This window comes from Paenibacillus solani (genome assembly GCF_050475945.1).
Taxonomy (GTDB): domain Bacteria; phylum Bacillota; class Bacilli; order Paenibacillales; family Paenibacillaceae; genus Paenibacillus_AQ; species Paenibacillus_AQ solani_A.
In genome coordinates this window covers 133,941-159,736 of record NZ_JBCMXJ010000020.1, presented here as the reverse complement: position 1 = coordinate 159,736, position 25,796 = coordinate 133,941, and the positions used below count along the sequence as shown (strand labels likewise).

Genomic DNA, 25,796 nt, shown 5'->3' with positions numbered 1-25,796 from the left:
ATGCTGAAGCTTGAATCCATGAATATCCGGTATGAGGACAAATCCGTTGTTCGTGACTTTTCGTTTGAGGTGCAGCCAGGTGAGGTTGTGTCCATTATCGGTCCGAACGGTTCGGGTAAATCCACCATTTTAAAAGGAATAACAGGACTTATCCCTTGTGAGAGCGGGCAGGTATTCATCGGTGAAGAGGAGCTGCGGAGCTTAAGCATCCGCGATCTATCCAGGCTGCTGAGTATGCTGTCCCAAGCGAATTCCAGTCCAACGGATATGACCGTTGAGGAGCTGGTGACTTTTGGCCGCATGCCGCACAAGAAGTGGTATAATCAGCTTGATGATGAGGATTATCGGATTATGGAATGGGCGCTGCAGCTGACGGGTATGGATCGTTACCGGGAGCGGCTGGTTTATTCTCTCTCGGGAGGAGAGGCGCAGAAGGCCTGGCTGGCAATGGCTCTTGCCCAATGTCCCAAAATATTACTATTGGATGAGCCGACAACCTATCTGGATATTGCTCATCAGTTGGATGTGCTGGAGCTTGTTAGAACATTGAATCGTGAGCTGCAGCTCACGGTGGTGATGGTGCTTCATGATCTCAATCATGCCAGCACGTATAGTGATAAGGTTTGCGTCGTTCAACAAGGGAATGTGAAGGCATATGGGCCGCCGCAGGAAGTACTCACCCGGGAATTGATCCGGGAAGTTTACGGAGTAGAAACCGATATCGAAATCAAGAATAACAGCAATCCGCGGATACATGTACTTCATAAAATATAAATTAATACTAGGGAGGCGCTATAAATGAAAGTGATGGATACGGAGACGAGCAGGCAAAAATATATGGAGTTTGCAGGGGGGATGAAAACGCTGGTATTGAGTACGACGGATGAGAACGGAAGGCCGTTTATATCCTATGCACCTTTTGTGAAAATGGGAGGAAAGTTCTATATTTACATAAGCCGCATTGCGAATCATTATCGCCATTTAGAAGAGCGTTCGGCAGTGGATGTGATGCTGATTGCGGATGAAGCCGTGAGCGCGAATCTATTCGCGCGGGAGCGCGCCCGTTTTACCTGTGAGGCAAGGAATATCGGGGAGGAGGGAAATGAAGAAATTTTTGATCAATTTAAGCAAACTTTTTCTCCTCAATTGATTACCATGCTGCGGAGCTTGGATTTCTCACTATTTGAGCTGGTGCCCTCGGAGGGACGGTATGTGGTGGGATTTGGTCAGGCATATGATATTGATCTGTCAGCAGATCAGTTCCAGCATGTTGCGCGTGAGGGGCACAGTTCATCGGACACGAAGAATGAGGCCCAGTAGTAATACACTGTAATACGAGAGGAGTTTATTCAGCATGTCAACCTTTGAAACGATACTGCCGGTATGGAATGCGATCCAGCAACGGTTTCATGATATGGTAAAAGGCTTGCAGGAGAATGATTTGCAGCTGCAGCTGGCAAATGATTCAGCAACTGTAGGTTACATGCTCCGCCATAATGCGGAAGTGGAATACATGTTTGCGTTCTGGTTCTTTGGACTCCCTATGCCGGAGGAGCTGAAGGTACTAACCAGTCGGGGCTCGGCTGGCAGTCCAGCTGTTTTTACGAACCTGAACGAGTTAATACAGCTGCTTGAAGCATCGAATGCTCACCTGATCGAGGGGATGTCCGGGCTTCCGGAGGAGAAATGGCATGAAACGATGAAGTGCCCGATCGGCCCTTCAACCCCATTGGAAGCGGTGGGCCGTCTGATGTATCATACAGGGATTCATTCTGGACAGATTTCCTTCCTACGAAAGTACGGGGCAGTTTCCCAGAAGGAATGGGTTCAATAGAAGAAGGCTGGCTAGTGGTGAATTGAAAACAAACGCGCCCCTAAAGTAGACATGGAATACAACCTTGTTGTAAACCTCTGATTACTGTTAGGGGGCCTTTTTATGTGCTGCATAAAGCAATATAACGATTAATTAACAGTCCTCGTAACACCATACGTTAATCTGGTTGCCATAAGGGTCATAGGTATGGAACATGACCAGGAATTTGAGATTGCCGGCCACCTCTGTGACCTGCCAACCTTGCTCTTTCAAACGTGTGTGCGTTTCGAAAAAGTCAGCCTTCTTCCGGATTACCCAGTACGGTCTTGCAGCTACAGTCAGATGAGCCTTCGTATCTTCTGACTCAACGGTTTCCAGGTAGACCGGGGCACCTTCGCTGGTGATGATCACGGTAGCCGAGGTTCCATCCTCGCTGATTCGTTCCACGCTGCCACCCAGATTATCCTTATACCACGCAATGGCTTCATCCAGCCGCCCGACGCCGAAGCGGGGGATGGACTGGAATGGAAAACGCGCGTCAGGCGCCTTCGCAATCAGCTCTTCCGTACCCGGTTCCGGTTCGATTGCTGTCAGTCGGTTGCCGACCGGATCGTAGAAATCGAAGGTACGGTCGAATGCTCCCTTGGTAATCTCGGTTGCTTGAATACCCTGGCCGCGAATGTAGGCATGCGTAGCGTCAAGATCCGTTGTCGTGAAGCAGAACCGGACATTTCCGTTCTGTCCCCAATTCACCGCAAAATGCGGGTGATCATGCTCCACTGATTTAATATGTATGCATCCTAGTGCTGGAAAGGTAAGGGTGGCCATTTTTTCGACAGGGTAGTCCTCCTCGTAAGTTACTTTCAGATCCAAATGTGTTCGATACCAATCAATCAGCTCCTTAAATCGATCCCAAGGGGCAATGATAAAACCACCATCAAAGTCATCCAGCTTTAATCCAACCATGCATTCGATCCTCCTACAAGAAAGTAATGGAAATAGAACAATCCTAGTATAAACCTTCAAGTAACTTGAAGGTCAAGCATGTCGGGATTGCATGACAGGAATCATGATTTCGAACATGGGGGAATTCGGGAAATGCCTTTCCAACCGTTTGCCTGCAGGCTCAAAGCCAAACTTCTGGAGAAAGCGGATTGTTCGCATGCAGACAAATGTGTCTTCCCATGAACTATCAACGGATACGAATAAAGTAGGAGGGATCGATTCAAGGTAAGCCTCAGCAGGAAGGCGAGGAGGACTTTGTGCTGCTCGCCGTGGTCCTTGTACCCATGGATACCCGACTTCGATCTGTACTTCATGCTTCAATGAGTCTATCACGCGGATCAGGCTGGGGCCTTGGGTACGGATTCTGAGGCCTTGCAGTGTTTCTTCAGCCAACTTGATCTCTCGTGAGTAGGAATGGACTGGCTTAACTGCCTTAAACGGCTGCCATATGATAGTAATGGGATCTTCCCAGTTGATAAGATGGAGACTGCCGCTATCCGGTTCCATTCCATTCAGATATTGACTCGCAATCTGTACCGAGAGCAAGCGCATTTCAGCCTCCCGCCGCCATCTACCAAGTAGCTTCGAACGTTCACTTTCGTCAGCCGCAAGGAAAGAACGTATATCTCCAAGGCTGATTCCCGATTGGCGAAGGCTGTTGACCAGCTTGGCCTCGTGGATTTGATGTTGGTCATAAAAACGGTAACCATTCTCATGTCGTTCGGCCGGGATCAGAATGCCTTTGGATTCATAGAAGCGGAGAGCACTGGGAACCATGCCCGTGTGTTCCGCGAATTGCGCGATGGTCATCATTGGCGGTCACCTACTATATTTTTTGTGAATAAATAGACCTCTTCTCGTATGTAACTGTTTCTGTTGTCCTATATCATAATACAATAACAGCTGAATCATGGGGCGGAAGTCACAGAATTGGATATGCATAAATATTCATAATGCGTTGTTCTTGATAACGTTAATTAAATTTGTATAGTAGATATTTGTTTGCAGAAAATAAAATTATAAGATTTTACCCCATTTTTATCCAAATTTATCCCTTCTCAATCGATAGTGTAGGTTTCATGATACAAATATATGAATATTTATTGAACATCTTCTATGTTGAATTTTGCTGAAGGGAGGCTGTAGAGGAGATTTTGGACAAGCTGCTGCATGACAACTTTTGTAAGAAGGGGGTAGCTGAATCATACATAACTGATCATAAAGGAAATAGTAACCGCTTTCAATACGAGGTTGGATATCGAGCGATATGCGAAACTAGGCAAGTCATCCGAGACGGGAACTGATGACACCCAGGAACAGACATTCATAGAAATGCTGTATCATTTGCAGCCGAAATTATTCGACAGAGGTGAAAACGGTGACAACATTTATGACAAAGAAACACCCGAAATGGGTATTATGGTTATTAACGCTTGTACTCATCATTACGCCACTGGTTGGCGCACCTGCTTCTTATGCAGCAGAAAGCACTCCTTCTACAGATATTTCCACAGAAGTCCCTACAGAAGTCCCTACAGATATTTCTACAGTTAACCCCGATATTAAACCTCAGACGGTGACAAGCTCGACGTATAAATCCTTGACCAGTGCCCAGGATCCGCTGGCACCGCAGAATCTTGAAGTTGAAAGCGTTTCCCATAATATGATGAAATTTAAATGGGATTTCCGATCCGATCCAGATAATAATAATATACAGATATGGGATGCAGACACAGATGGGAATTTGACCTGGGGAAATTATTGGACACGAGCAGTCACCAAGCTAACCCCGGAAACAACCTACAGAATTTATATTACTTGGAATGAAGATGTAAAAAAGGAGCATAAAAGCAATGTAATAGAGTTCACCACAACCAAAGACGAGTCTGAATACAAAGATGCGCCGTTAACACCTCCAAGCTTTCTGAAAATTCAAGAGGTCACAGAAGATTCGGTTACGCTGAATTGGGGTTCGAGCCCTGGTGCCGAAGCTTATGATATTTATGTGAATGGAGCATGGAAAGGCGGTACTTGGGATAATTCTGCCACCACGGCTACCTACGGGCCTCTAAATGTGGGAGAGACCTATACATTTAAAGTAGGTGCCCAAAGAAGCGTAGATGGCGTTTTGGATGCTTCAGCTAACAGTAATGCCGTTACCATAAAGTGGGGAGAGCTGGCTCAGCCTCAAGGACTGCAGAAAGTCACGTCTACACGGTCTACGGTTTCGCTGGGGTGGGCTCCGGTTCCGGGGGCCACAAGCTATGATATCTATCAGGATGGAGTAAAGATTGGTACCAGCAACGAGAATCGGTTTGTCGCTTCGGCACTGGAAGAAGGCAAGAGATACTCTTATACGGTGGTAGGTTACAATAGTCTATGGACTTCGCCTGAAAGTGAATCCGTGTCGGTTGTGCCGGGCAGCAACTATAATAATGTAACTTATTATACGTCCTGGTCGGCTAGTACCACAGATCGAAATCTTCATCCTGGTGACCTGAATGTATCTCAGTTAACTCATATTAACTATGCCTTCGCTGATATATGTTGGAAGAAATATGGGAGCGGATCAAGAGCATGTGAAGATCCTACGATTCCTGCTCAAAACCGATATGTACATGATGGCGAAATTGTAATTGGAGATACTACATTTGATTTTCAAAATTTCAAAGCTTTTGAGTCCGTCAAGGCATCCAACCCTCATTTGAAACTCATGGTTTCAGTAGGCGGGTGGACATGGTCTGGCAATTTCTCTAACATAGCCATGACGGAAGAGACACGCCGTGCTTTTGCTAACTCTGCTGTGAGTTTCCTGCGAAATTATAATATGGATGGTCTGGATGTGGATTGGGAATACCCAGTAGAAGGTGGAGACGAGAAGAATTCCTATTCACCTAAGGATAAAGAAAATTTCACATTATTAATGAAAGCTGTCCGCGAGGCACTGGATGCTGCCGGGTCAGAGGATGGAAAGTATTACCTGCTCTCCATTGCCTCTTGGCAGTCAGACAAATTTATCGTGAACGCAGACATTCCGAACTCTGTACAATATCTAGATTTTGTGAATATTATGACCTATGACTACAGTGGTAAAGGTGATCCATTAGGTCATCATAATGCACCATTATTTTATGATAAAAACCTTACGACATCATCTGCTCCAAGAAATCATGTGCTTGGCGGTTTGTTAAGCCATTTGAATGGTGGAGTGCCAACATATAAGTTAAATGCTGGAGTTCCTTACTATGGCAAGGGATGGGATGATTGCTTGCCAACAGGACAATATCAAGCTTGTTCGGGTGGAACTTCATTAAAGACTTGGGAAGCTAGTCTTTTCGATTTCAGCGATCTAGAGAATAACTATATCGACAAGAACGGGTATAAGAGATACTGGAATGAGGCTGCCAAGGTTCCATATCTCTACAATGATCAGAACAAAGTTTTCATCACATACAATGACAAGAACACTATGGTGTATACGGCCTCCATCGTGAAGTCACTGGATATCGCTGGCGTCATGAGCTGGGATATCAGCGGTGACCGTAATCTGACCTTGACGACTCAGCTTGTCCACGATCTTCCGGTCGACGGTAAAGTCAATACATCGGTACTTGGAGCTCCAGCAAATCTCTCATTAGTAAGCGTTGGCTCCAGCTCTCTCAAGGTAAAATGGGATGCCGTGGATGGTGCAACTGATTACGAAGTGTATGTGAATAATGCACTGGCAGGTTCGCCTAAAGATAACAGTTATACTATTCATGGCCTTAATTCTTCAACTGATTACAAAATTCATGTGCTCGCTGTAGATAGAGCGGGAGATGATATCCATCGTGTTTCCAGTGCTTCCAATGTACTGAGCGCAGCGACTTCAAGCGTAAGTCCCGGTGGAACAGATGGTGAATCAGGAGGATCAAGCGGATCAGGAGGTTCTGGAGGATCGGGAAGCACTGGTTCACCAACGCCTTCAACGCCACAGCCACCAAAAGCCAAAGATCAGCTGGATGTGAAAGTGGATCTTAAAGGCGATAAGGCAGTAGTTAGCGTACCTGCGGCAGCAGCTATTAATAACATTAATCAATCGGATTTTACCAACTTCCAAATTCATGCAGGCGCAAATGCGAAGCAGGCAGAAGTTGAAATCCCACAAGAAATCATAGCAGCTCTTGCGAAAAAAGGTGCCGATGCCAGTCTGTCTATTCTCGTGAATGGTACTGAATATCGGATTCCAGCTTCGCTCATCAAGGATTCCGGTAACGTAAAAGTCTCGATTGTTGCTCCTGGAGAAGCTGACGCAGCAAGCGTGACGTCCTTGTTGAATGGGAAAGAAGCACTGACCAGTCCGTTATTGTTCAAGCTTGAACAAGTAAACGCTGATAAAACGACCACCGAGCTGAAACATTTCGGTAAGTACTATGTTAGCGAATTCGTGACGGTTGATGCGAAGAAGATAAATACGAAACGTGCTTTCGGAGTGGTTTATATACCTGGTACGAATGAGCTTCGTTCCGTCCCAACCTTGTTTAAAGTTAATACGGATGGCACGGTAACCGTCGAAATCAAGAAAACCGGAAGCGGTATCTATGCACTCATTCAGCAAGATATCCAGTTTAAGGACGCGATTCCGTCCTGGGCAAGGGAGGATGTAGCGCAAGCTGCGGCCAAACTGCTCGTATCGGGAGATAACGCCAATATTTTCGGCGGGAATAAGCATATTACCCGTGCCGAAATTATCTCTATCGTGGTTAAGGGACTGGGCATTCTTCCAGATGACAGTTACGTTAATTTCAAGGATGTAGATGCAAAATCCCAGTATGCCAGAGAGATCGCAGCTGCGAAAGCAGCAGGTCTGGTTAAAGGCAGATCAGGGGATACATTTGATCCTAACACCTTAATTACGCGTGAGGAATTGGCCACGATTCTGAGTAATGCGCTGGAATATGCGGGCAAGAAAAATGAGGCGAATCAAGGAGTATTAAACAAATTTAAAGACAATGCCTCAGTTTCGGCTTATGCGAAGTCGGCTGTTGCCTTCGTCGTGGAGCAGAAGATTCTGCAGGGCGTTTCAGCTACCAAGCTGGACCCACAATCCAATGTGACCAAGGCCCAAACCGTTGTCACTGTGATGAGATTGCTGCGGGCAGCGGGGTTATCGAACTAAGGAACTAACCTAGATTCATAATAAAAAGGATGTCTCACAGGCGTTTTATTACGCCTGGAGACATCCTTTTTTCATACCGGAATTCAACAGTCATGCCTGACCCTTATTATCATACGGACACCAGCGGACTTGTCCTACAGAATAGGGGACAGCAAACGGGAAATGGACTCCTTGAATTTGATCCACCGCGAACGTTCTAAGTACTGCTTCATTGTAAGCTGACTGGATACCTTGAGGTCCTGATGGAAGATATGGGTTAGCTGTTTCGATAAACCTTCATCGTACAGGAATGCATTCACTTCGAAATTCAGCTTGAAGCTTCGAACATCAATATTTGCGGTCCCGACTGATGCGATCATCTCATCGATGATGATGGTCTTAGCATGAATGAAGCCGTTATTGTAGAGATACACATTAGCCCCAATACTCAGCATATCTCCGATATTGGATAAGGTTGCCCAGTAGACAAAGGGATGGTCGGGTTTATCCGGTATCATCAGATGAACCTCTACGCCGGAAAGTGCAGCGATGCGAAGCGCATCCAGCAGACTGGCATCCGGAATAAAGTAAGGTGTCTGAATATGGATCGATTTTTTGGCAGATGAGATCATTTTGATATAGCCATTCTTAATATGCTCATACCTGGAATCAGGGCCACTTGTCACAATCTGAATACCGACATTACCTGGTGAATTGATCTTGGGAAACAGATTCGACTCGTAAGTGATATCGTTATGGTGTGAAGCCTGATTCCAATCCAGAATGAAGCGAACCTGCATTGCATAGACAGCTTCACCCTGGATGCGCAGATGCGTGTCGCGCCAATATCCGAATTTGGAGTTGAGCCCCAGATACTCATCCCCGACGTTAAAGCCGCCGACGTACCCGATGTCGCCATCAATGATGACAAGTTTACGGTGATTGCGGTAATTTAGACGCAGATTTATAAAGCGTAGCTTGGACGGGAAGAAGGCTTCGGCTTCTCCGCCAGCTTCGCGAAATGCTTTGAAAAAGCCTTTGGTCAATTGGCGCGAGCCCAGCTCATCGTAGAGAACCCGGACCTTCACACCTTCTTTTGCTTTTTTGGTTAACAGGGATATCAGTTTCTTGCCAAGCAAATCACGGCGAATGATATAGTACTGAATATGTATGTAGACTTTGGCTTCCTCAATATCCTGAAACAACCTATCAAATTTCTCGCGTCCATCCGTGAAAATTTCTACATGGTTGTCATCCGTGAGGATTGCCTGATTCTCATTAATATGCATATGGATCAAATCGCTGTTATCCGCCGCTGCCTGGTTGCTAAACGGGTATTCCCCGCGATTCATCCCTTCCATTTGGGAGAGCAGCACCTTCTCAATGCCGGTTTTCTGCAGATCATCCCAATGAAAGAGACGGATTCTTCTTAAATTCTGGGCGAACAACAAGTATAGGGCAAAGCCCAGTATCGGGATAAAAGACAGCACCAGCAGCCAGGCCCAAGTAGCTCCGGCATCCCGTCGTTCTCTAAAAACCACGAACATGGAGAACACGATATTCAATACGATGATCAGACCAAGAATGATGGATGTAACATGCATGTTTATAATATCCTCCTAATGAAATCCTTGCTTTTCAATCCTTCATATTATACGTGAGGCGTTGTGAGAAGTATATATCCTCGGGATAACGAGCTGAATGTACTTTTTATCATCGGTGGCAGATGACAAGATTGCAGGATGCTAGGACAGAAGGCTTAATTTGAATCGGAACTCGTTGTCATGATACTATGGTGAGAAAAATAGGAGAAGGGGCATGCTTTTTGTATAAAATGAACAAGTTCTTCAAACTATGTCTTGCCGTGATCCTCGTGCTAATCATCATTTATTTAGGTTCATTGGTAGACTTTATATTCAAACCGGTACTATCATTCTTCTCCATCATCCTCGTCCCGTTAATGCTGTCGGGATTCTTCTACTACCTGCTTAGACCGCTTGTTGATCTTCTCGAAAAACGGAAGCTAAATCGCTCGCTGGCCATCCTGCTGATTTATGTCGTTTTTGCAGGCATCCTGACCGGATTCATTATTGGGGTGTGGCCCTCTTTGCAACGTCAGATCGTTGCTCTGGTGCAGAATGCCCCTACACTGTTTGCCAAGCTTGGCGAGCAGCTTCAGGAGTGGGAAAATAACGGCGTTTTCCAGGGGATATTTCCTGAGGACTCCAATCCACTTACACAGATATCCGATTATTTGAACCAAGGCTTTACGTTCTTGACGAATTATATTAAGAATCTATTTTCCTTTGTCTCGAACTTTGCTATCGTCCTGTTCACATTCCCAATTTTGCTGTATTACATGCTGAAGGAAGGCGGAAAATTTGGGGATATGATTGTAAGTTTCTTACCAAACCGATTCAAGGAAGTGGGAGCCTCGGTATTGGATGAAATCAACAATGCGCTCAAAGGATTTATCGTTGGACGGGTCCTGGTTAATTTGGCTCTCGGTGTTTTGATGTATATCGGATTTTTGATTATTGGTTTGCCTTATGCATTGCTGCTGACGGTTGTGGCAGTTATAGCGAATTTCATACCATTTATCGGTGCCATTCTGTCTTCGATCCCAATTGTTATCATCGGCTTTATCCAGTCCCCTGGAACGGCGATCTGGTCCCTGGTGGTCATTCTGGCAGCCCAGCAAATTCAGGATAACTTAATTGGTCCCTATATATTTGGTAAACAGTTGGCGATTCATCCCATTACGATTATCATCCTTGTGTTGGTCGGACAGGATCTCGGTGGAATTATCGGAATTCTTCTGATTGTTCCTGTCTATATGATCGTTAAAATTGTGGTTACTAGAGTATATCAGCTGTTCTTTAAGGAAAAATGGCAAAAAGCATAGACATGCGGCTGCAGCTGCACACTAATGCCGTTAAGAGCGTGAAACCGTTCTTGGCGGCATTTTTATATGCCTGGAAGTAGAAAGAAGCACTTGACAATGATTTGAAGGATATATAATCTTGATTTAAAGATATTAAATATAAAGATTGTATAATCTAATCATAGTATTACGAAACGGGATCATCAATGAAACATCGTTTAGGACAAAAAGACAGGAGGCGATGATATGGCAATACAAACGGCAGGCATTCATCATATTACCGCATATGCGCAGAATCCACAGAAAAACGTTGATTTTTATACGGGTGTGCTGGGACTCAGATTAGTGAAGAAGACGGTGAACTTCGATGCTCCTGAGGTTTATCATTTGTACTACGGGGATGAAGAGGGTAGCCCGGGGACCATTATTACCTTCTTTCCGTCTCCTGCTTCGCGAAGAGGACTACGTGGAGGAGGGCAGGTTGGGTATACATCTTTTGTCGTCCCTATGGGTGCTCTTTCTTACTGGGAGGAGCGTTTACGGAGTTTCGGTGTTCCTGTCATGAAAGCATTTCGATTTAACGAACATTATCTCCAGTTCTCCGATCGTGATGGACTTTCACTGGAGCTGGTCGAGCGGGAAGACGGACCGAAGAGCAGTTGGTCTGTGGACGATCTGACGCCCGAAACGGCAATTAAGGGGATTGGCGGTGCGGTCTTGTTCAGCAGTCATTGGAAGGAAACGAAGAAAGCGCTGGAGGTAATGGGGCTAACCTTCATCGGAGAGGACGTTAACTATGCGCGGTTCCAGTCTATGGGACCTTTCGGCAACGTGATAGATCTGCCAATGCGGGATATCTCTAGGGGCTCAGGAGGTGCCGGAACGACCCATCATATCGCATGGCGTGCCCAGAATGAAGGTGAGATTGTTACTTGGCAAAAGTGGGTGACATCACATGGTTTTATGCCGACAGATATTAAGAACCGCAATTATTTCAGATCGTTATATTTCAGGGAACGCGGGGGCATATTGTTTGAGGTCGCAACCGATCCACCCGGATTTACGGTGGATGAAGATTTGGACTCATTAGGGAAAGAATTGAAACTTCCTGCATGGTTTGAACCGGAACGTGCCCGAATCGAGGAAAATTTGATGCCTATACAAGTCAAAGAGAGGGGCAATCCAAAGTGATATCCATTGACCCGAATACCCAAAGTGAACGGGACACATATAAGCTGTTGATCGGAAGCGTTGTTCCGCGACCGATCGCTTTTGTAACGACATTATCAGATGAGGGTGTGCTGAATGCGGCGCCATTCAGTTATTTTTCCATTCTCTCCAGTAATCCGCCCTTGCTTTCCGTTTCCGTTCAGCGGAAGCAGGACACGGCCAAAGATACAGCGAGAAATGCCATGCAAAGCGGCGAGCTTGTCATCCATATTGTGGATGAAGATACTGTTCAAGCTGTGAATGAAACGGCGGCAAACCTGCCTCCGAATGAAAGTGAACTTGTACTAACTCATTTAACCCCGACTGATAGTGAGGTTGTGAAAGTACCTGGCATTCTGGAATGCAAGATTCGTATGGAATGCGTGCTGGATCAAGTTGTAAGTTTGAATGGCCCGGATCAGATGCCTGCTGCTGATTTGTTGATTGCCCGTGTTGTCAGGTTCCATGTTGCAGAGGAGCTTTACGAACATGGGCGGATTGACGCCGCCAAGTTAAAGCCTGTGAGCCGTATGGCAGGGAATATCTATTCTTCATTGGGAGGGATGTTTACGATCGAGCGGCCTGTATAATATAACGGATAGGCTGGATAAGGGGGAGATCACGGCAAGTCAAGCTGTGAGCATCCATATACCCTATACTTTATTGTATGTTGGTTGTTAGTCCATAAAAGAAATAGAGCTTGGAATATCATGCCTGGAAACTGCAAACTCTACATACAAGTGGAGCCGATATGATGAATTCACAATAGAGGAGTGGTTAAACAAATGAAGTTTGAATCCAAGGTTGTCATTGTGACGGGAGGCGCCAGCGGGATCGGCGAAGCAGCGGTGAGACTTTTTGCTGAAGAGGGAGCCAAGGTTGTGATTGCCGATTATTCAGAACGGGGACAGGCAGTTTCCGATGAATTAAAGGGCGCAGGCTTTGAAACGCTGTTCGTTAAGACGGATGTAACCCAAGAGCAAGAAGTTGTGAATATGGTGAAGCAGACTGTTGAGCATTTTGGCCGTATTGATGTGTTATTCGCTAACGCAGGCATTGCGCATGATGCCCCCGCCGATCAGTTGACGATGGATAACTGGCAAAGAACGATTGATATTAATCTTACAGGGGTGTTCCTGTGCGATAAATATGTAATCCAGCAAATGCTGTCCCAAGGAACCGGAGGGGCAATCGTAAACTGCGGCTCGATCCATAGCCATGTCGGAAAAGCTGGAGTTACCGCCTATGCATCCGCCAAGGGAGGCGTTAAACTGTTAACCCAGTCGATCGGCGCAGATTATGCATCCAAGGGGATTCGGATCAATGCGGTATGCCCGGGATATATTGATACTCCGCTTATCCAGGGAAGAACGGAAGCGATCACGGAGCATCTGGTGAGTCTTCATCCGATGGGCCGATTGGGTCAGCCGGAAGAAGTAGCCAAGGCCGTATTATTCCTCGCCAGTGATGATGCATCCTTCATTACAGGTACGACCTTGCTGGTGGATGGCGGATATACAGCTGTATAAATGAAACAAAGCCCCGATCCTAAGGATTAGGGCTTTGTTTGTTGAAGTTGGTAACGAGAGAGTGATCCCGGACCACATTATATGAAATGGACAAGCGAATTGCTGGTTATTGGAAATTTTTTTGGCAGGTTACATTTAATCGGGGAGTCTGTTACCCGGTTTCGTTTCACGGCGTGAATAATATATGGCATGAACAAGTAACGGAAGACTTGCGAAATGCCTGCTGTATAGCGAAAAATGAGGATGGAGGGGCCTCTCCAAAAGGCATAGAAACAGCTGAGAATTAGGCAACCATCAGGCCAGTGACATCCCATTGAGAAACGCCAATTTCTCCACTGAATTTCCAGAAAAAGTGGATTTAAGGGTTTGACATTTCCTGAACTTACCTTTATCATGGACACACGCTTAGTTTCCGGCATACCTTTACCGGAAAGCGGGGGAACCAGTTTTATTAGGGGCGAGTCACTTGAATCAAGAGTGTAGGGTACCATCTTAACCCGAGTCCGTCAGCTAACCTCGTCAGCAGTGGATGGGTCTTTTATACATAGTGGATGTTCATAACAAAGGCCCTTTATTCTCTATAGGGGCCTTTTCTCTATTTTTTGACCCCCTGCTGGCGGAGCTATGTCTAGATCCCCTGTTTGGTGGTCTTTTTGTATTCTGTTCAGGAGGTGGGGGTAAATTCTATATGTTTCACCAAACCAATTGAATCAGTCAGACGCATAGGGTTCTAATACGCATTAGGATGGGGTTTGGTTATCCATCCGATAGCTTGGCCCGTGCCATGATGTCTGATGTCTATAAATCCAAGTTAACCTATGTGTTAACATGGATAATTTCAACATGCCATCTTTACGTATGGCACAAATTTTTGATGGAGAGGTTGTGTGTTTTTTTGAAGAAAGTGGTTGTCCTGATGTTGTCCTTGATTATGGTGGTATCGCTTGCGGCCTGTGGTGACAAAGAGAGTACGCTGGATCGGGCCGTTAAGCAGGGGTATGTTACTGTGGGCTTTGCCAATGAGAAGCCTTATGCCTACAAAGAAGCGAATGGGGAGCTGACAGGTGAGGCGGTCGAGATTGCCCGCGTTGTTCTGGAACGTCTGGGCATCAAGGAGATGAGGGGCGAGCTGACCGAGTTCGGTTCCCTGGTTGCGGGACTGCAGGCGGATCGGTTTGATCTGATCACGGCCGGCATGTTCATAAATCCTGAGCGCTGCTCCGCCGTGTTGTTTGCCGATCCGGAGTATAGCATTGGGGAAGCTATAGCAGTGAAGCAAGGGAATCCGCTGGGTCTTGGAAGCTATGCGGATATTGCCGACAACGACCAGGCCAAGATAGCCGTTATGACTGGCGCAGTTGAGATTGGCTATATGGAGAAGTCGGGCATTCCATCGGATCGAATCATCCAGGTTCCTGACCAGGCTTCAGCTATCAGCGCCCTTCAGGCAGATCGGGTACATGCAATTACCATGACAGGGCCTTCCTTGCAGGCGATGCTGGACTCGGCCCAAGATGAGAATATTGAGCGTGTAGCTGATTTTGAACAACCTGTGATCGATGGCGAGAGTGTTCGTGGCTATGGAGCTACGGCATTCCGTAAAGCGGATGCTGAGTTCCAGGAGGCCTATAATAAAGAGCTGCAAAAATTGAAGGATTCGGGCGAGCTGCTGGAAATTCTGCAGACATTCGGATTCACCGAAGCAGAGCTTCCGGGTGAGATGACGGCTGCCGCGCTTTGCGGAGAATAGCATGCCGGATTCTTGGATTGATTTTCTCCCGACGCTGCTAAAAGGAGCAGAGATCACCATTGTGGTAGCTTTCTTTTCAGCCATTCTGGCCCTTGTAGTTTCATTTGTCGCTGGGTTAGGCAGGCTGTCGAAGCTGTGGATCATCCGCACATTGACCGCTGTGTACGTAGAAGTCTTTCGGGGGACTTCCCTGTTAGTGCAATTATTCTGGTTGTATTTTGCCCTGCCTTTTATCGGCATCGAACTGCCGAAAATGCTGGCTGCCATTCTCGCCATCGGATTGAACTTCGGTGCTTATGGATCGGAGATTGTGCGCAGCGCAGTGCTGGCGGTGCCAAAAGGCCAGTGGGAAGCGACTGTGGCGCTTAATATGAAGCCTTGGCAGAGGTTATGGAATGTTATATTGCCTCAAGCCTCGCTGCGAATGCTGCCTCCCTTCGGGAATCAGCTCGTAGAACTCATCAAATCCACCTCCTTGGTTTATTTCATCACGATGGCGGATTTGACGTACCAAGCGATGGTGCTAAGGAACAATTACATCTCCTGGACAACGGAGATTCTGGTGCTGCTGCTCCTCATGTATTTTGTCATTGCTACGCTCGTCTCGCTGGCCGTTCGCCTGCTGGAGCGTAAATTGACGGCGGGGAGGCTATAGCTATGTGGGATTGGAAATATGCGTGGGATATCCTGCCGCAATTATTAAGTGCATTAAAAATGACCGTATGGGTGACACTCTGCGCTTTTGTAGTGGCCCTTATCATCGGGTTGCTGCTTGCTTTTGCTGCAAGGAGCCGGTTTAAACCCTTGTCGCTTATAACCAAAGGAGTCATTGAATTTATTCGCAACACACCGCTGTTGGTCCAGGTCTTCTTCCTGTATTACAGTCTCCCGCTTCTGACGGGAATTTCCATTCCGGCTTTCTATGCCGGAGTGATCGGTCTTGGGCTGCATTACAGCACCTACTTGTCTGAGGTGTACCGTTCCGGGATCGAGGGGGTACCGAAGGGGCAGTGGGAAGCTGCCAAAGCACTGAATTATACGAAAGCCCAGACCTGGCGAAGTATTATTTTGCCGCAAGCGGTGCCGCCCATCATACCGGTACTCGGAAATTATTTGATTGTCATGTTCAAGGAAACGCCGATTCTATGCGCAATTACGCTGGTGGAAATGATGCTGACGGCGAAAAATATCGTATCGCAGTCGTTTCGTGCATTTGAGCCGTATACGCTAGTTGGCATTCTATTCTTCATCATCAGCTATATAGCATCACTGCTGGTACAGAGGTTGGAAAAACGGATGAATCTGCAGCGTGGAAAATAAGGAGGGAGTTTTGGTGAACGTCATTGAAATCGATGATCGAGCTGAACTGTCAAAAGTACCGGGGCAGGAAGGCAATTGCTTAGACACCGGTACCAAACCGATTGTGAAATATACGGGCGTAACGAAGTCATTTGGCGACCTGCAGGTGCTGAAGGGCATCGATTTGGAAATGCAGCCTGGAGAGAAGGTGGCTGTGATCGGTCCGAGCGGATCAGGCAAAACGACGCTTGGTCGTATGCTGATGACGCTGGAAGAGCCCACTGAAGGTATCATCGAGGTGGATGGAGAGCTCCTCTGGCATACCTATGAGAAAGGTGAGCTGGTCCCGGCCAGCGAGAAGCACTTACATCGGATGCGCAGCAATGTCGGCATGATCTTCCAGCATTTTAACCTGTTCCCGCACATGAATGTACTTCGCAATGTAACGGAGGCACCGCGCAAGGTGCTTGGATTATCCAAGGAAGAGGCCGAGGAGCGAGCTGTTTCGATGCTGGGCAAGGTCGGTTTGGCCGACAAGCTCAAGATGTATCCGTCCAATCTGTCCGGAGGACAGAAGCAGCGTGTTGCGATCGCCAGAGCTTTGGTCATGCGTCCGAAGGTGATGGTGTTTGACGAGGTTACGTCTGCTTTGGATCCAGAGCTGGTTGGCGAGGTGCTGGAGGTGATCCGGGAAATTGCGGAGGAAGGCGAGATGGCCATGATGCTGATCACGCATGAGATGGATTTTGCCAAGGAAATCGCGGATCGGGTCATATTCGGAGCTGAAGGAAGGATCGTGGAACAGGGGACGCCGGAAGAAATATTCGATAATCCAAAGAGCGATCGGCTGCAGAGCTTTCTGCAACGATTCCGCTCGAATGGAATTTAGCTATGTAAAGAGGTGTTGGTAAGGATATGGCTGTGAATACGAAAACCCAAGTAATCTATCGAAAGCCTGAAGCAAAAGATGGTGCCCGGGTGTGGGAGCTGATACGCGATACGGGAACATTGGACCTGAATTCGGCGTACTGCTATATCCTCCTTGGCGATTATTTCAATGATACTTGCATGATCGCAGAGCAGGATGACAAAATTGTCGGCTTTATCTCTGCTTTCCGTTCTCCGCGTAATCCCGAAACGCTGTTCGTGTGGCAGGTGGCTGTTGCCAGCTCGCACCGCAGGCAAGGGATCGCAAAGGCTATGCTGACAGGGCTGATGAATGACAAGGCATGCCATGGTGTCCGTTTCATCGAAACGACGGTTTCGCCAAGCAATATGGCATCCAGACGATTGTTTCTCGGTTTTGCTGAAGAGAAATCCATACCCAGCACGGTAACTGTAGGGTATGGAGCCGAGATGTTTCCGGGTAGTACCTCTCATGAAGAGGAGCCGTTATTCGTAATTGGCCCATTTTTCAACGACATATAAAAAAATGGAGGGAACTATGAACAACCAAGTGATGGAGAAACCGACGCTTACTGTTTTCAACAACCTGGAGTCCGAGGTGAGAAGTTATTGCCGAAGCTTTCAGACGGTCTTTGAAAAGGCCCGGAATGCGAAGCTTTGGGATACGCAGGGCAATGAATATATTGATTTTTTTGCCGGAGCCGGCGCATTAAACTACGGACATAACAATGAGAAGATTCGCGATAAGTTGGTTAATTATCTTATGAAGGATGGCGTTACGCATAGTCTGGATATGGCAACAGAAGCAAAGGAGACGTTCCTGACTCGCTTTCAGGAGGTTATCCTGAAGCCGCGCGGCTGGGATCATAAAGTGATGTTCCCCGGACCAACGGGGACGAATGCTGTTGAAGCTGCACTGAAAATCGCAAGGAAAGTGACCGGACGCACCACCGTCCTGTGCTTTACAAATGCTTTTCACGGGATGTCGCTGGGATCGCTTGCGGTTACGGGGAACTCCTTCAAACGGCAGGGAGCCGGCGTTGATTTGAGCAACTCGGTCTTTATGCCATATGACGGTTACTTTGGCGATGACGTGGATACGATGGCATATATGGAGAAGCTGCTGGATGATCCGGGAAGCGGTATTCCACTTCCGGCAGCAGTCATCGTTGAAGCGGTGCAGGGCGAAGGTGGGTTAAACTCTGCCAGCAGACGGTGGCTGCAGAGACTAGCGCGCATCTGCAAGGACAAGGAAATCCTGCTGATTCTGGATGATATCCAGATGGGCTGCGGCAGAACAGGACCGTTCTTCAGCTTTGATGATGCTGGCATCGAACCGGATATCATATGCCTCTCCAAATCGATAGGCGGCTATGGCTTGCCAATGGCGATTACGCTGATTAAACCAGAGATTGATATATGGGAGCCGGGCGAGCATAATGGCACCTTCCGGGGCAACAATCTCGGTTTTGTGGCTGCAGCTGAAGCGCTGGAATATTGGAGAACGGAAGATTTCCAGCTCGATATCGGCATTCGCGAGAATCAAATCCGCCAAAAATTGGAATGTGTTGCCAAGGAATATCCTGAGCTCAGCGGCACCATCCGGGGCAGAGGCATGATTCAGGGAATTGCTTTTGATAAAGCGGAGCTGGCAGGGAGATTGTCCGAGATTGCATTTGAACAGGGACTGATACTGGAAACATCAGGCCCGCATAGTGAAGTGGCGAAGCTAATGCCACCGCTGACCATCGAAATGAACACACTGACACAGGGATTGGGGATATTGAAGAACAGTATGAAACAATTAGCAGCAGAGGAGAGTTCGTTATGATCGTTAAACATTTGGAAGACATCGTGGATACGAAGGATGATATTGATACAACCACATGGAATTCGAGAAGGCTTCTGCTTACCAAAGACGGTATGGGCTTCTCTCTCAATGACACCATTATCAAGGCCGGAACGGAGACGTTGATTTGGTATAAAAATCATGTGGAAGCCGTGTACTGCATTGAGGGTGAGGGAGAAATCGAGGTTGTCGGTGGTGAAACCTATCCCATCTCCCCGGGCATGATGTACGCCCTGGATGGACATGAGAAGCACTATTTGAGAGCCCGTGCGCAGATGCGGATGATCTGCGTATTCAACCCACCGCTTACTGGTGCGGAAGTTCATGACGAGGAAGGAACCTACCCGCTGCTTGCCCCAATTTCAGACTAAGGAGATGATATTCGATGCGTAATAATCATGTGTCGGCCCTTCAGGAGAAAGAGATGGACGTATATCCTTCAAGAGTGCATGGAAAGCCCCAAATCATACAACGGCAGGATCCGGTCGTACATTCGGAATGGACACCAGATGCTCCACTAACACAGGAGCAGTCCGGATTCTATGAGCGGAACGGATATTTATTCTTGGAAGGCTTCTTTGATGGAGAGGAGCTGGCGAAATATCAGGCCGAAGCTCGCAGCTTGCAGGTATCGGCCAGAACATCCAAGCAGGATGAAGTGATCCGGGAGCCTGGCGGGGATGAAGTGCGCTCGGTGTTCGCGGTTCACGAGAGCGATGACGTGTTTAAAAAGCTGTCGCAGCATCCGCGACTCCTGGCGATTATGGAATATCTTTTGGGCAGCGAGACATACATTCATCAATCGCGGATTAATTATAAGCCGGGCTTTATCGGCAAGGAGTTCTATTGGCACTCTGACTTTGAAACATGGCATATCGAGGATGGAATGCCCCGCATGAGAGCGTTAAGCTGCTCGATCGCATTGGAGGATAACTATTCATTTAACGGGCCGCTGATGGTTGTGCCTGGATCTCACAAGGAGTTTGTCGCTTGTATCGGCAAGACACCGGATAACCACTTCAAGGATTCCCTGCGCAAGCAGGAGTATGGTGTGCCAGATCATGACAATCTGACGCGCATGGTCAAAGAAGGCGGTATTGATACTCCTGTTGGCAAAGCAGGCTCAATCGTATTATTCGACTGCAACATTATGCACGGTTCAAACAGTAACATTACGCCGATGCCTCGCAGCAATATCTTTATGGTCTATAACAGCGTGGATAATAAGCTTGTGTCTCCGTATTCGGGACAGAGTCCAAGACCACAGTATATCGCAACACGTGATTCTCGATGATTTCGCTGTCGCTTATCGGCTCGATCATCGGCATCAATGTGGTCTATGTTTCTATATTCTCGCTGCGATTAATTCTGATGATCAAAGGCAGAAGGGGGATAGCCTCCCTTCTGGCCATGCTGGAGGTATTCGTTTACTTACTCGGTCTTAATCTCGTCCTGCAAAACCTGGACAATCCCTTTAATATGGCGGCCTACTGCCTTGGTTTTGGCCTCGGTGTGTATGCCGGCAGCCGGATAGAGGAATATTTAGCCCTCGGCTATATTGTGGTCCAGGTAATCGTCAATTCCATTGAAACGAATCTGGCGATGAATCTGCGGGAGAAGGGTTACGGGGTTACCGCTTGGGAAGCGGATGGCAAGGATGGCAAGCGGCTCGTCCTTCAAGTTCTTGTGAAACGAAAGAATGAACGCAGGCTGATGGAGACATTGGCCAAAATGTCGCCGCAGGCGTTCATCATCTCCCATGAACCTAAGAGCTTCAAAGGCGGCTTCTGGGTACGACTGACGGAAGGACGCAAATTATAAAATGATATTCATCAAGATGCCTGCCTAGGACTGGTTCCTGAGGGAGGCTTTTTGTAATACGGCTAATTTCGATCGGGGCCTCGATACTGAAATTTCTGGTGATGATGCATTTCGCTATGCTACAAGGATTTTGTATCCTATCATAGGGTTAATAGTTTACAGGAAGGAGGAGGGGTTACCGATGAGTCGCAAAATGAAATCTCTGATAATACTGTTGTTTGCCCTAAGTTTGACGGGATTGTCCGCCTGCGGGGGCTCAGGCTTACCGGATGACGAACGGGAGCAGATCATGAACAAGGTCGAGAAGCTGGAAACGGCGGAATATAAGCTGCTGCATTTTCAAATGGATTATTCGGGATATTTGTCCGAGGTGGACAGGATTGTCAGCGAGTCGTACATGCAGGCTATGAGCGACCGGATTATCTTTGGATATAACGAGAAGGAATATCGTGCAAGCGACATGATAAAGATGTCCACAGAGGAGTACGAGAAGCGTAAGGAGTATATGCAGGGGCTAGTCAAGTCTTTGGGCGTAGATAAAGAGAAGACAACGATTCGCATTTCGGAGCCTTATCTGAGCAAGGAAGGTGGGGAAGCATTTGTATATGCAGCGGAATCTACGGACCTGAAAGGCAAACCACTGACCCGTGCGAACCGTAAATATTCCCTGGAGAAGACAGATGGGACATGGACCATTACCGGCGTAGAACAGGATAAGGTCACGATCGGCAGCGACGAGACGCAGACAGATGCTAAAGCGAAGCAGGATGCACTGAAATACCAGACACATGAGGGCGTGAAAATAAATTATCGCGATAAGGTTCTTGAGTTTAAAGGGTGGGAATAAGAGCCCCTAACAGGAGGAGTGGGATGGGCCAGATCCATTAAGGTTCCATTCCCGTCCGTTTTGCCATACAATATAAGAGATTTCTATACAGTAGAAGGAGAGTGAGCCTCATGGCCCGTACGAAAACGCAAAAGGCACTCCGCAAAGCGGAACGTGCCGGCATATGGTCTGCCGTCTCGATGAGAAAGACCAACGAAGATTATGGTGCACTGTCACAGCATGTGAGAGTGAAGCCGACGAAACAGGAACAATTGAATAAAGTCAAACACAGAAAGCGGATCGGAGACGATGGCGCTTTTTTTGTTGGTTTCAAAGGATGTGATATAGTACGCTAGAGAGGTATTCCAGGATGGAGGTTTATGATGGCAAAGCAAAAATATTATGTTGTCTGGGTAGGTAAAGTACCCGGAATTTATACAAGCTGGGGCGAATGCCAGCAGCAGGTGAATCAGTTTGCGGGCGCCAAATTCAAGGCGTTTGAATCCCGGAGTGAGGCGGAGCAGGCCTATGCGGCAGGGTATAAAAATTACTGGGGACAGCAGTCCGGAAGCGGTTCAAGCACGGCGGGCTCCAAGAGCTTCAAGCGCAGCAGCGCATCTGCTACTGAAGAGCCCGGGGAGATTGATTATGACAGTATCTCCGTGGATGTAGGAACACGTGGAAACCCGGGACCAGTGGAATACAAAGGGGTCGATACACAGACCGGAGATATTCTGTTCTCGTGCGGACCGATCCAGAAGGGGACCAACAATCTCGGTGAGTTTTTGGCGATTGTGCACGCGCTAGCTTACTTGAATAAAATCGGCAGCACCAAAACGGTGTACAGCGATTCCATGAATGCGCTCAAATGGCTGAAACAGAAGAAGGTGGTATCCACGCTTCCGCGGGATGAGTCAACCAAAGAGATCTGGGATCTCGTAGACCGGGCCGAGCACTGGCTTCGAACTCATACATACGAGAACAAGGTGCTGAAATGGCAGACGAAGAGCTGGGGAGAGATTAAGGCCGACTACGGGCGCAAATAAAATAGAGAACATAAGGCCAAGGCTAGGGATTGTATACCCTGAGTCTTGGCTTTTTTGATGGGATGGGATGCTAAACAGGTCCGGATGAAGCCGTTGTTATGTTCCAATGCGGGTACTCTATTGTATCTGCGGTTCTTTGTGCGCCATCAAGGCCCAGCCACTGGCTGACCAAGTAGAGGGACATGTCCATGCCGGCAGACACTCCGGCGGAAGTGAGGATATTTCCTTCATCCATGAACCGCACATTATGTATGACTTCCACATCGGGATAGCGCTCTTCCAAATAACTGAGTGCAAAAGCGTTGGTGGTGGCTTTTCGGCCTGATAATAGTCCGGCTTCGGCAAGTATAAGTGCACCTGTGCATACCGAAGCTATCTTACGGCCCGCGGCTGCATGGTTTGTGATCCACTGAAGCAGTTCTCGGTTCTTCATGGCCTGGCGAATGGCCTTTAACGGTCCGCCGGGTATGATTATGAGGTCAAAGAGCGGATGATCATCCTCGAACTTTAGATGAGGCACAAGTTTTAAACCGTTATGAGCCGTAACGACATCAAGTGTATTAGAAATCGTGGTGACCTGAAAAGGCTTCTCATGGGGATGGAGATCTTTCATCAGCAATCGCGGGACATCCTCGGGTGCAAAGACACTTAACGAGAAAATTTCATAAGGCCCGGCAAAATCCAAGACATCCATGTGGTCAAACAGAACGATACCGATTTGGACAGGTGTTCTCATAGATAACAGCTCCGTTCAAATAATTTTGGGACCGATCGGTCTTTTTTTAGGGTGAAAAGAAAGACTTACTTCATGCAATTATGAATATAAGCCTTCAATTGTTCGAGATAATGTTCGGTATATTGATGGTTATTAAAGAGCTGAAGCATCATAATATTACCTTCAAACACAGAAGTCAGGAACACGCATACTTGTTCGATTTGCAGATCTTTACGGAATTCGCCAGCATGAATCCCCTCGGTTACAATACGGCTCAAAAAATAGAGCCATTCCTCCATCGCATCACGCGCTTTCTGCTTCAGCAGAGGATGGGTGTCATCCGAATCGACCGCTGTGTTGAGCAGCGGGCATCCTCCTTCAAGAGGCGGGGCTTGGCCCTGGCCAGCATATACAGAAAGAACAGCCAGAAGTTTGCCTTCAGCGGTTTGAGCTTGAAGTGCAGCCGCTCTGTAGGTCTGACGCAGCACATCTACTGAATAGTCGAAAGCTTCCAATGCGAGCTCATCTTTGCTTCTGAAATGACGGTAAATTCCGCCTTTCTCAAGACCTGTGGATTGCATGATATCTGTCATGGAGGAGCCGTGAAAACCTTTTTTATTAAAAATTACGGCAGCTTTTCGGATAATATTGTGACGGGTTTCCAATCCTTTTGCCATAGCAACAACAACCTTTCCCCAAAAAAGAAACCAATCGGTCTCTTTAGTATGTTTCAGAAAGCTGGTTAAGTCAATCAACATCTTCATATATGTGTTTAGCACATTGGAAATTGTGCAAAAAAATCTAAATTCCATATGTGAATAATATCTTTGCATACCAGGCTGGTATCCATGTGGATTGTGTATAACCTTTAAACGGAACTTCCTTATACACAGAGTTATGAACATAATCCCCATAAGGACTGGCCTAAATTGAAAAACAGTCTCCGCTATGAAGGTAGTTATCCCGTGATTGTGAACAAATGTGGAAAAGTACAAGGATAACTGCTAGTTCTCCGAGGTGGGACTCCAAGTTATCCTCAGTAAATCGTTCTCTTGATTTGATGATCTGGGATTGGCAGCTCCGGCATATATTCTGATAGAGTCCATATTCGTCCTTGGACGGAAGAATCTGAGTTATTCATGAAGGAGGCCGCATCAATGATTACAATCCATGTAACGGTATGGAATGAATACCGGCATGAGAGGCAAGATGAACAGATAGCAAGCGTATATCCAGAAGGCATTCACCGTGCGATTGCCGATTTTCTCGAGAAAGACGCGCGGTTTGAGGTGCGCACAGCCGTGCTGGATGAACCCGAACACGGATTAACGGATGAAGTGCTCGCTGCAACGGAAGTTCTAATCTGGTGGGGGCATGTGGCTCATAGTGAAGTGCAGGATGATATCGTGGAAAAATTGCGTCAGCGCGTATTGGACGGTATGGGGATTATCGTGCTTCATTCGGGCCACGCATCCAAGATTTTTCAGCGTCTTCTCGGCACGAATACGAGCTTGTTGAAATGGCGCGATGATGGCGAGAAGGAACGGTTATGGGTTATAGATCCCAGCCATCCTATCGTAAGTGGTCTTGGAGAGTATATCGAGATTCCGCAGGAAGAAATGTATGGGGAACGCTTTGAAATCCCGGCACCGGATGAATTGGTATTTGTATCCTGGTTTGAAGGCGGTGAGGTGTTCCGCAGCGGCTGCTGTTACAAGCGTGGACGAGGGAAGCTGTTCTATTTCAGACCTGGCCATGAGGCGTATCCTACCTACTATCAACCTGAAATTCAGCAGGTGATTACTAATGCCGTAGTTTGGGTTGCTCCAATTAAAGGCTCGAAGACTTCCTATGGCCGGGTATCTCCCCTTTAACAGGGAAGTAATTTTGAGGCTCAACCATACCGAGCTAAACTTCCCAATGAAAGAAACAGCATCTTGAGATACCGAGTACAGGTATATGCTGGTTGCCGTTCGCGCGCTATCGTAATCTCTAAGGGAACGATGT

The 25,796-nt window shown here is 47.3% G+C and carries 26 protein-coding genes and 1 riboswitch; of the genes, 21 read left to right on the top strand and 5 right to left on the bottom strand.

Going from position 1 to position 25,796, the window contains the following annotated elements; translation table 11 throughout:
* Genes ABEQ74_RS25755 through ABEQ74_RS25745 form a run of 3 tightly spaced genes read left to right on the top strand, consistent with a single transcriptional unit; the run spans position 1 to position 1,834 of the window.
* Positions 1–774: an ABC transporter ATP-binding protein gene (locus tag ABEQ74_RS25755; RefSeq protein WP_430125086.1), complete on the top strand. Its 774-nt coding sequence runs from the start codon at positions 1–3 to the stop codon at positions 772–774.
* 24 nt (positions 775–798) lie between these two features.
* Positions 799–1,320: a HugZ family protein gene (locus tag ABEQ74_RS25750; protein WP_430125085.1), complete on the top strand. Its 522-nt coding sequence runs from the start codon at positions 799–801 to the stop codon at positions 1,318–1,320.
* Positions 1,321–1,354: 34 nt separating this feature from the next.
* The gene (locus tag ABEQ74_RS25745) at positions 1,355–1,834 is read left to right on the top strand and encodes a DinB family protein (protein WP_430125084.1); all 480 of its coding nucleotides are present in this window, start codon (positions 1,355–1,357) and stop codon (positions 1,832–1,834) included.
* Between the two features lie 132 nt (positions 1,835–1,966).
* Here ABEQ74_RS25745 and ABEQ74_RS25740 read toward each other — a convergent pair whose 3' ends face one another.
* Positions 1,967–2,779 carry a VOC family protein gene (locus tag ABEQ74_RS25740; protein WP_430125083.1) on the bottom strand — a complete coding sequence of 271 codons (813 nt, stop codon included), beginning with the start codon at positions 2,777–2,779 and terminating at the stop codon, positions 1,967–1,969.
* A gap of 72 nt (positions 2,780–2,851) precedes the next feature.
* On the bottom strand, positions 2,852–3,631 hold the full coding sequence (locus tag ABEQ74_RS25735; protein ID WP_430125082.1) for a MerR family transcriptional regulator: 780 nt from the start codon (positions 3,629–3,631) through the stop codon (positions 2,852–2,854).
* 577 nt (positions 3,632–4,208) lie between these two features.
* Between ABEQ74_RS25735 and ABEQ74_RS25730 the strand changes: the two genes are divergently transcribed.
* The gene (locus ABEQ74_RS25730; protein WP_430125081.1) at positions 4,209–7,976 is read left to right on the top strand and encodes a glycosyl hydrolase family 18 protein; all 3,768 of its coding nucleotides are present in this window, start codon (positions 4,209–4,211) and stop codon (positions 7,974–7,976) included.
* Positions 7,977–8,110: 134 nt separating this feature from the next.
* On the opposite strand, the gene cls is transcribed toward ABEQ74_RS25730, so the two are convergent.
* The gene (cls, locus tag ABEQ74_RS25725; protein WP_430125080.1) at positions 8,111–9,559 is read right to left on the bottom strand and encodes a cardiolipin synthase; all 1,449 of its coding nucleotides are present in this window, start codon (positions 9,557–9,559) and stop codon (positions 8,111–8,113) included.
* Positions 9,560–9,780: 221 nt separating this feature from the next.
* On the opposite strand from cls, the gene ABEQ74_RS25720 reads away from it, so the two are divergent.
* The 16 genes from ABEQ74_RS25720 to rnhA all read left to right on the top strand — a co-directional run bounded on the left by ABEQ74_RS25720 (position 9,781) and on the right by rnhA (position 23,074).
* Complete coding sequence (locus tag ABEQ74_RS25720) at positions 9,781–10,860, top strand: AI-2E family transporter (RefSeq protein ID WP_430125079.1); 1,080 nt, start codon at positions 9,781–9,783, stop codon at positions 10,858–10,860.
* Positions 10,861–11,085: 225 nt separating this feature from the next.
* Positions 11,086–12,030, top strand: a complete 945-nt coding sequence (locus tag ABEQ74_RS25715; RefSeq protein ID WP_430125078.1) for a ring-cleaving dioxygenase — start codon at positions 11,086–11,088, stop codon at positions 12,028–12,030.
* Positions 12,027–12,638: a flavin reductase family protein gene (locus tag ABEQ74_RS25710; protein ID WP_430125077.1), complete on the top strand. Its 612-nt coding sequence runs from the start codon at positions 12,027–12,029 to the stop codon at positions 12,636–12,638. Before ABEQ74_RS25715 ends, ABEQ74_RS25710 begins: the two co-directional genes overlap by 4 nt.
* Before the next feature lie 195 nt (positions 12,639–12,833).
* A complete protein-coding gene (locus ABEQ74_RS25705) occupies positions 12,834–13,577 on the top strand; it encodes an SDR family NAD(P)-dependent oxidoreductase (RefSeq protein ID WP_430125076.1) in 744 nt (247 codons plus the stop codon).
* Between the two features lie 392 nt (positions 13,578–13,969).
* Positions 13,970–14,117, top strand: a riboswitch (cyclic di-AMP (ydaO/yuaA leader).
* A 355-nt stretch (positions 14,118–14,472) separates the two neighbouring features.
* Entirely contained in the window at positions 14,473–15,327 is an 855-nt protein-coding gene (gene ehuB / locus ABEQ74_RS25700; RefSeq protein WP_430125075.1) for an ectoine/hydroxyectoine ABC transporter substrate-binding protein EhuB, read from the top strand.
* 1 nt (position 15,328) lies between these two features.
* Positions 15,329–15,982 (top strand): ectoine/hydroxyectoine ABC transporter permease subunit EhuC, encoded by a 654-nt coding sequence (gene ehuC / locus ABEQ74_RS25695; protein ID WP_430125074.1) that lies wholly within the window; start codon positions 15,329–15,331, stop codon positions 15,980–15,982.
* Positions 15,983–15,984: 2 nt separating this feature from the next.
* Entirely contained in the window at positions 15,985–16,647 is a 663-nt protein-coding gene (ehuD, locus tag ABEQ74_RS25690; protein ID WP_430125073.1) for an ectoine/hydroxyectoine ABC transporter permease subunit EhuD, read from the top strand.
* A 46-nt stretch (positions 16,648–16,693) separates the two neighbouring features.
* Positions 16,694–17,515 (top strand): ectoine/hydroxyectoine ABC transporter ATP-binding protein EhuA, encoded by an 822-nt coding sequence (gene ehuA / locus ABEQ74_RS25685; protein WP_430125136.1) that lies wholly within the window; start codon positions 16,694–16,696, stop codon positions 17,513–17,515.
* Positions 17,516–17,541: 26 nt separating this feature from the next.
* Positions 17,542–18,054 carry a diaminobutyrate acetyltransferase gene (gene ectA, locus ABEQ74_RS25680; RefSeq protein ID WP_430125072.1) on the top strand — a complete coding sequence of 171 codons (513 nt, stop codon included), beginning with the start codon at positions 17,542–17,544 and terminating at the stop codon, positions 18,052–18,054.
* Positions 18,055–18,070: 16 nt separating this feature from the next.
* Entirely contained in the window at positions 18,071–19,363 is a 1,293-nt protein-coding gene (gene ectB, locus ABEQ74_RS25675) for a diaminobutyrate--2-oxoglutarate transaminase (RefSeq protein WP_430125071.1), read from the top strand.
* Positions 19,360–19,752 (top strand): ectoine synthase, encoded by a 393-nt coding sequence (locus ABEQ74_RS25670; RefSeq protein ID WP_430125070.1) that lies wholly within the window; start codon positions 19,360–19,362, stop codon positions 19,750–19,752. The genes ectB and ABEQ74_RS25670 overlap by 4 nt, the downstream gene beginning before the upstream one ends.
* 14 nt (positions 19,753–19,766) lie before the next feature.
* Positions 19,767–20,675: an ectoine hydroxylase gene (thpD, locus tag ABEQ74_RS25665; RefSeq protein ID WP_430125069.1), complete on the top strand. Its 909-nt coding sequence runs from the start codon at positions 19,767–19,769 to the stop codon at positions 20,673–20,675.
* Positions 20,672–21,202, top strand: a complete 531-nt coding sequence (locus ABEQ74_RS25660) for a DUF2179 domain-containing protein (protein WP_430125068.1) — start codon at positions 20,672–20,674, stop codon at positions 21,200–21,202. The genes thpD and ABEQ74_RS25660 overlap by 4 nt, the downstream gene beginning before the upstream one ends.
* A gap of 181 nt (positions 21,203–21,383) precedes the next feature.
* The gene (locus ABEQ74_RS25655; protein ID WP_430125067.1) at positions 21,384–22,049 is read left to right on the top strand and encodes a hypothetical protein; all 666 of its coding nucleotides are present in this window, start codon (positions 21,384–21,386) and stop codon (positions 22,047–22,049) included.
* 110 nt (positions 22,050–22,159) lie between these two features.
* Positions 22,160–22,384 carry a hypothetical protein gene (locus ABEQ74_RS25650; RefSeq protein ID WP_430125066.1) on the top strand — a complete coding sequence of 75 codons (225 nt, stop codon included), beginning with the start codon at positions 22,160–22,162 and terminating at the stop codon, positions 22,382–22,384.
* A gap of 27 nt (positions 22,385–22,411) precedes the next feature.
* Entirely contained in the window at positions 22,412–23,074 is a 663-nt protein-coding gene (rnhA, locus tag ABEQ74_RS25645; RefSeq protein ID WP_430125065.1) for a ribonuclease H, read from the top strand.
* Positions 23,075–23,144: 70 nt separating this feature from the next.
* Here rnhA and ABEQ74_RS25640 read toward each other — a convergent pair whose 3' ends face one another.
* Positions 23,145–23,810 (bottom strand): DJ-1/PfpI family protein, encoded by a 666-nt coding sequence (locus ABEQ74_RS25640; protein ID WP_430125064.1) that lies wholly within the window; start codon positions 23,808–23,810, stop codon positions 23,145–23,147.
* A 65-nt stretch (positions 23,811–23,875) separates the two neighbouring features.
* Positions 23,876–24,466 carry a TetR/AcrR family transcriptional regulator gene (locus ABEQ74_RS25635; protein ID WP_430125063.1) on the bottom strand — a complete coding sequence of 197 codons (591 nt, stop codon included), beginning with the start codon at positions 24,464–24,466 and terminating at the stop codon, positions 23,876–23,878.
* 480 nt (positions 24,467–24,946) lie between these two features.
* Here ABEQ74_RS25635 and ABEQ74_RS25630 point away from each other — a divergent pair, with 480 nt between their 5' ends.
* Complete coding sequence (locus ABEQ74_RS25630) at positions 24,947–25,663, top strand: ThuA domain-containing protein (RefSeq protein ID WP_430125062.1); 717 nt, start codon at positions 24,947–24,949, stop codon at positions 25,661–25,663.
* Positions 25,664–25,796: the final 133 nt, after the last annotated feature.

Bases quoted from the DNA above. Each gene is read 5' to 3' on its own strand.
- ectA (WP_430125072.1), top strand. From the start codon at position 17,542: ATGGCTGTGAATACGAAAACCCAAGTAATCTATCGAAAGCCTGAAGCA.
- cls (WP_430125080.1), bottom strand. From the start codon at position 9,559: ATGCATGTTACATCCATCATTCTTGGTCTGATCATCGTATTGAATATC.
- ABEQ74_RS25705 (WP_430125076.1), top strand. From the start codon at position 12,834: ATGAAGTTTGAATCCAAGGTTGTCATTGTGACGGGAGGCGCCAGCGGG.
- ABEQ74_RS25640 (WP_430125064.1), bottom strand. From the start codon at position 23,810: ATGAGAACACCTGTCCAAATCGGTATCGTTCTGTTTGACCACATGGAT.
- ABEQ74_RS25650 (WP_430125066.1), top strand. From the start codon at position 22,160: ATGGCCCGTACGAAAACGCAAAAGGCACTCCGCAAAGCGGAACGTGCC.
- ABEQ74_RS25655 (WP_430125067.1), top strand. From the start codon at position 21,384: ATGAGTCGCAAAATGAAATCTCTGATAATACTGTTGTTTGCCCTAAGT.
- thpD (WP_430125069.1), top strand. From the start codon at position 19,767: ATGCGTAATAATCATGTGTCGGCCCTTCAGGAGAAAGAGATGGACGTA.
- ABEQ74_RS25755 (WP_430125086.1), top strand. From the start codon at position 1: ATGCTGAAGCTTGAATCCATGAATATCCGGTATGAGGACAAATCCGTT.
- ABEQ74_RS25750 (WP_430125085.1), top strand. From the start codon at position 799: ATGAAAGTGATGGATACGGAGACGAGCAGGCAAAAATATATGGAGTTT.
- ABEQ74_RS25745 (WP_430125084.1), top strand. From the start codon at position 1,355: ATGTCAACCTTTGAAACGATACTGCCGGTATGGAATGCGATCCAGCAA.
- ehuC (WP_430125074.1), top strand. From the start codon at position 15,329: ATGCCGGATTCTTGGATTGATTTTCTCCCGACGCTGCTAAAAGGAGCA.
- ABEQ74_RS25670 (WP_430125070.1), top strand. From the start codon at position 19,360: ATGATCGTTAAACATTTGGAAGACATCGTGGATACGAAGGATGATATT.
- ABEQ74_RS25630 (WP_430125062.1), top strand. From the start codon at position 24,947: ATGATTACAATCCATGTAACGGTATGGAATGAATACCGGCATGAGAGG.
- ABEQ74_RS25660 (WP_430125068.1), top strand. From the start codon at position 20,672: ATGATTTCGCTGTCGCTTATCGGCTCGATCATCGGCATCAATGTGGTC.
- ABEQ74_RS25740 (WP_430125083.1), bottom strand. From the start codon at position 2,779: ATGGTTGGATTAAAGCTGGATGACTTTGATGGTGGTTTTATCATTGCC.
- ABEQ74_RS25715 (WP_430125078.1), top strand. From the start codon at position 11,086: ATGGCAATACAAACGGCAGGCATTCATCATATTACCGCATATGCGCAG.
- ABEQ74_RS25635 (WP_430125063.1), bottom strand. From the start codon at position 24,466: ATGGCAAAAGGATTGGAAACCCGTCACAATATTATCCGAAAAGCTGCC.
- ABEQ74_RS25735 (WP_430125082.1), bottom strand. From the start codon at position 3,631: ATGATGACCATCGCGCAATTCGCGGAACACACGGGCATGGTTCCCAGT.
- rnhA (WP_430125065.1), top strand. From the start codon at position 22,412: ATGGCAAAGCAAAAATATTATGTTGTCTGGGTAGGTAAAGTACCCGGA.
- ABEQ74_RS25730 (WP_430125081.1), top strand. From the start codon at position 4,209: ATGACAAAGAAACACCCGAAATGGGTATTATGGTTATTAACGCTTGTA.
- ectB (WP_430125071.1), top strand. From the start codon at position 18,071: ATGAACAACCAAGTGATGGAGAAACCGACGCTTACTGTTTTCAACAAC.
- ehuD (WP_430125073.1), top strand. From the start codon at position 15,985: ATGTGGGATTGGAAATATGCGTGGGATATCCTGCCGCAATTATTAAGT.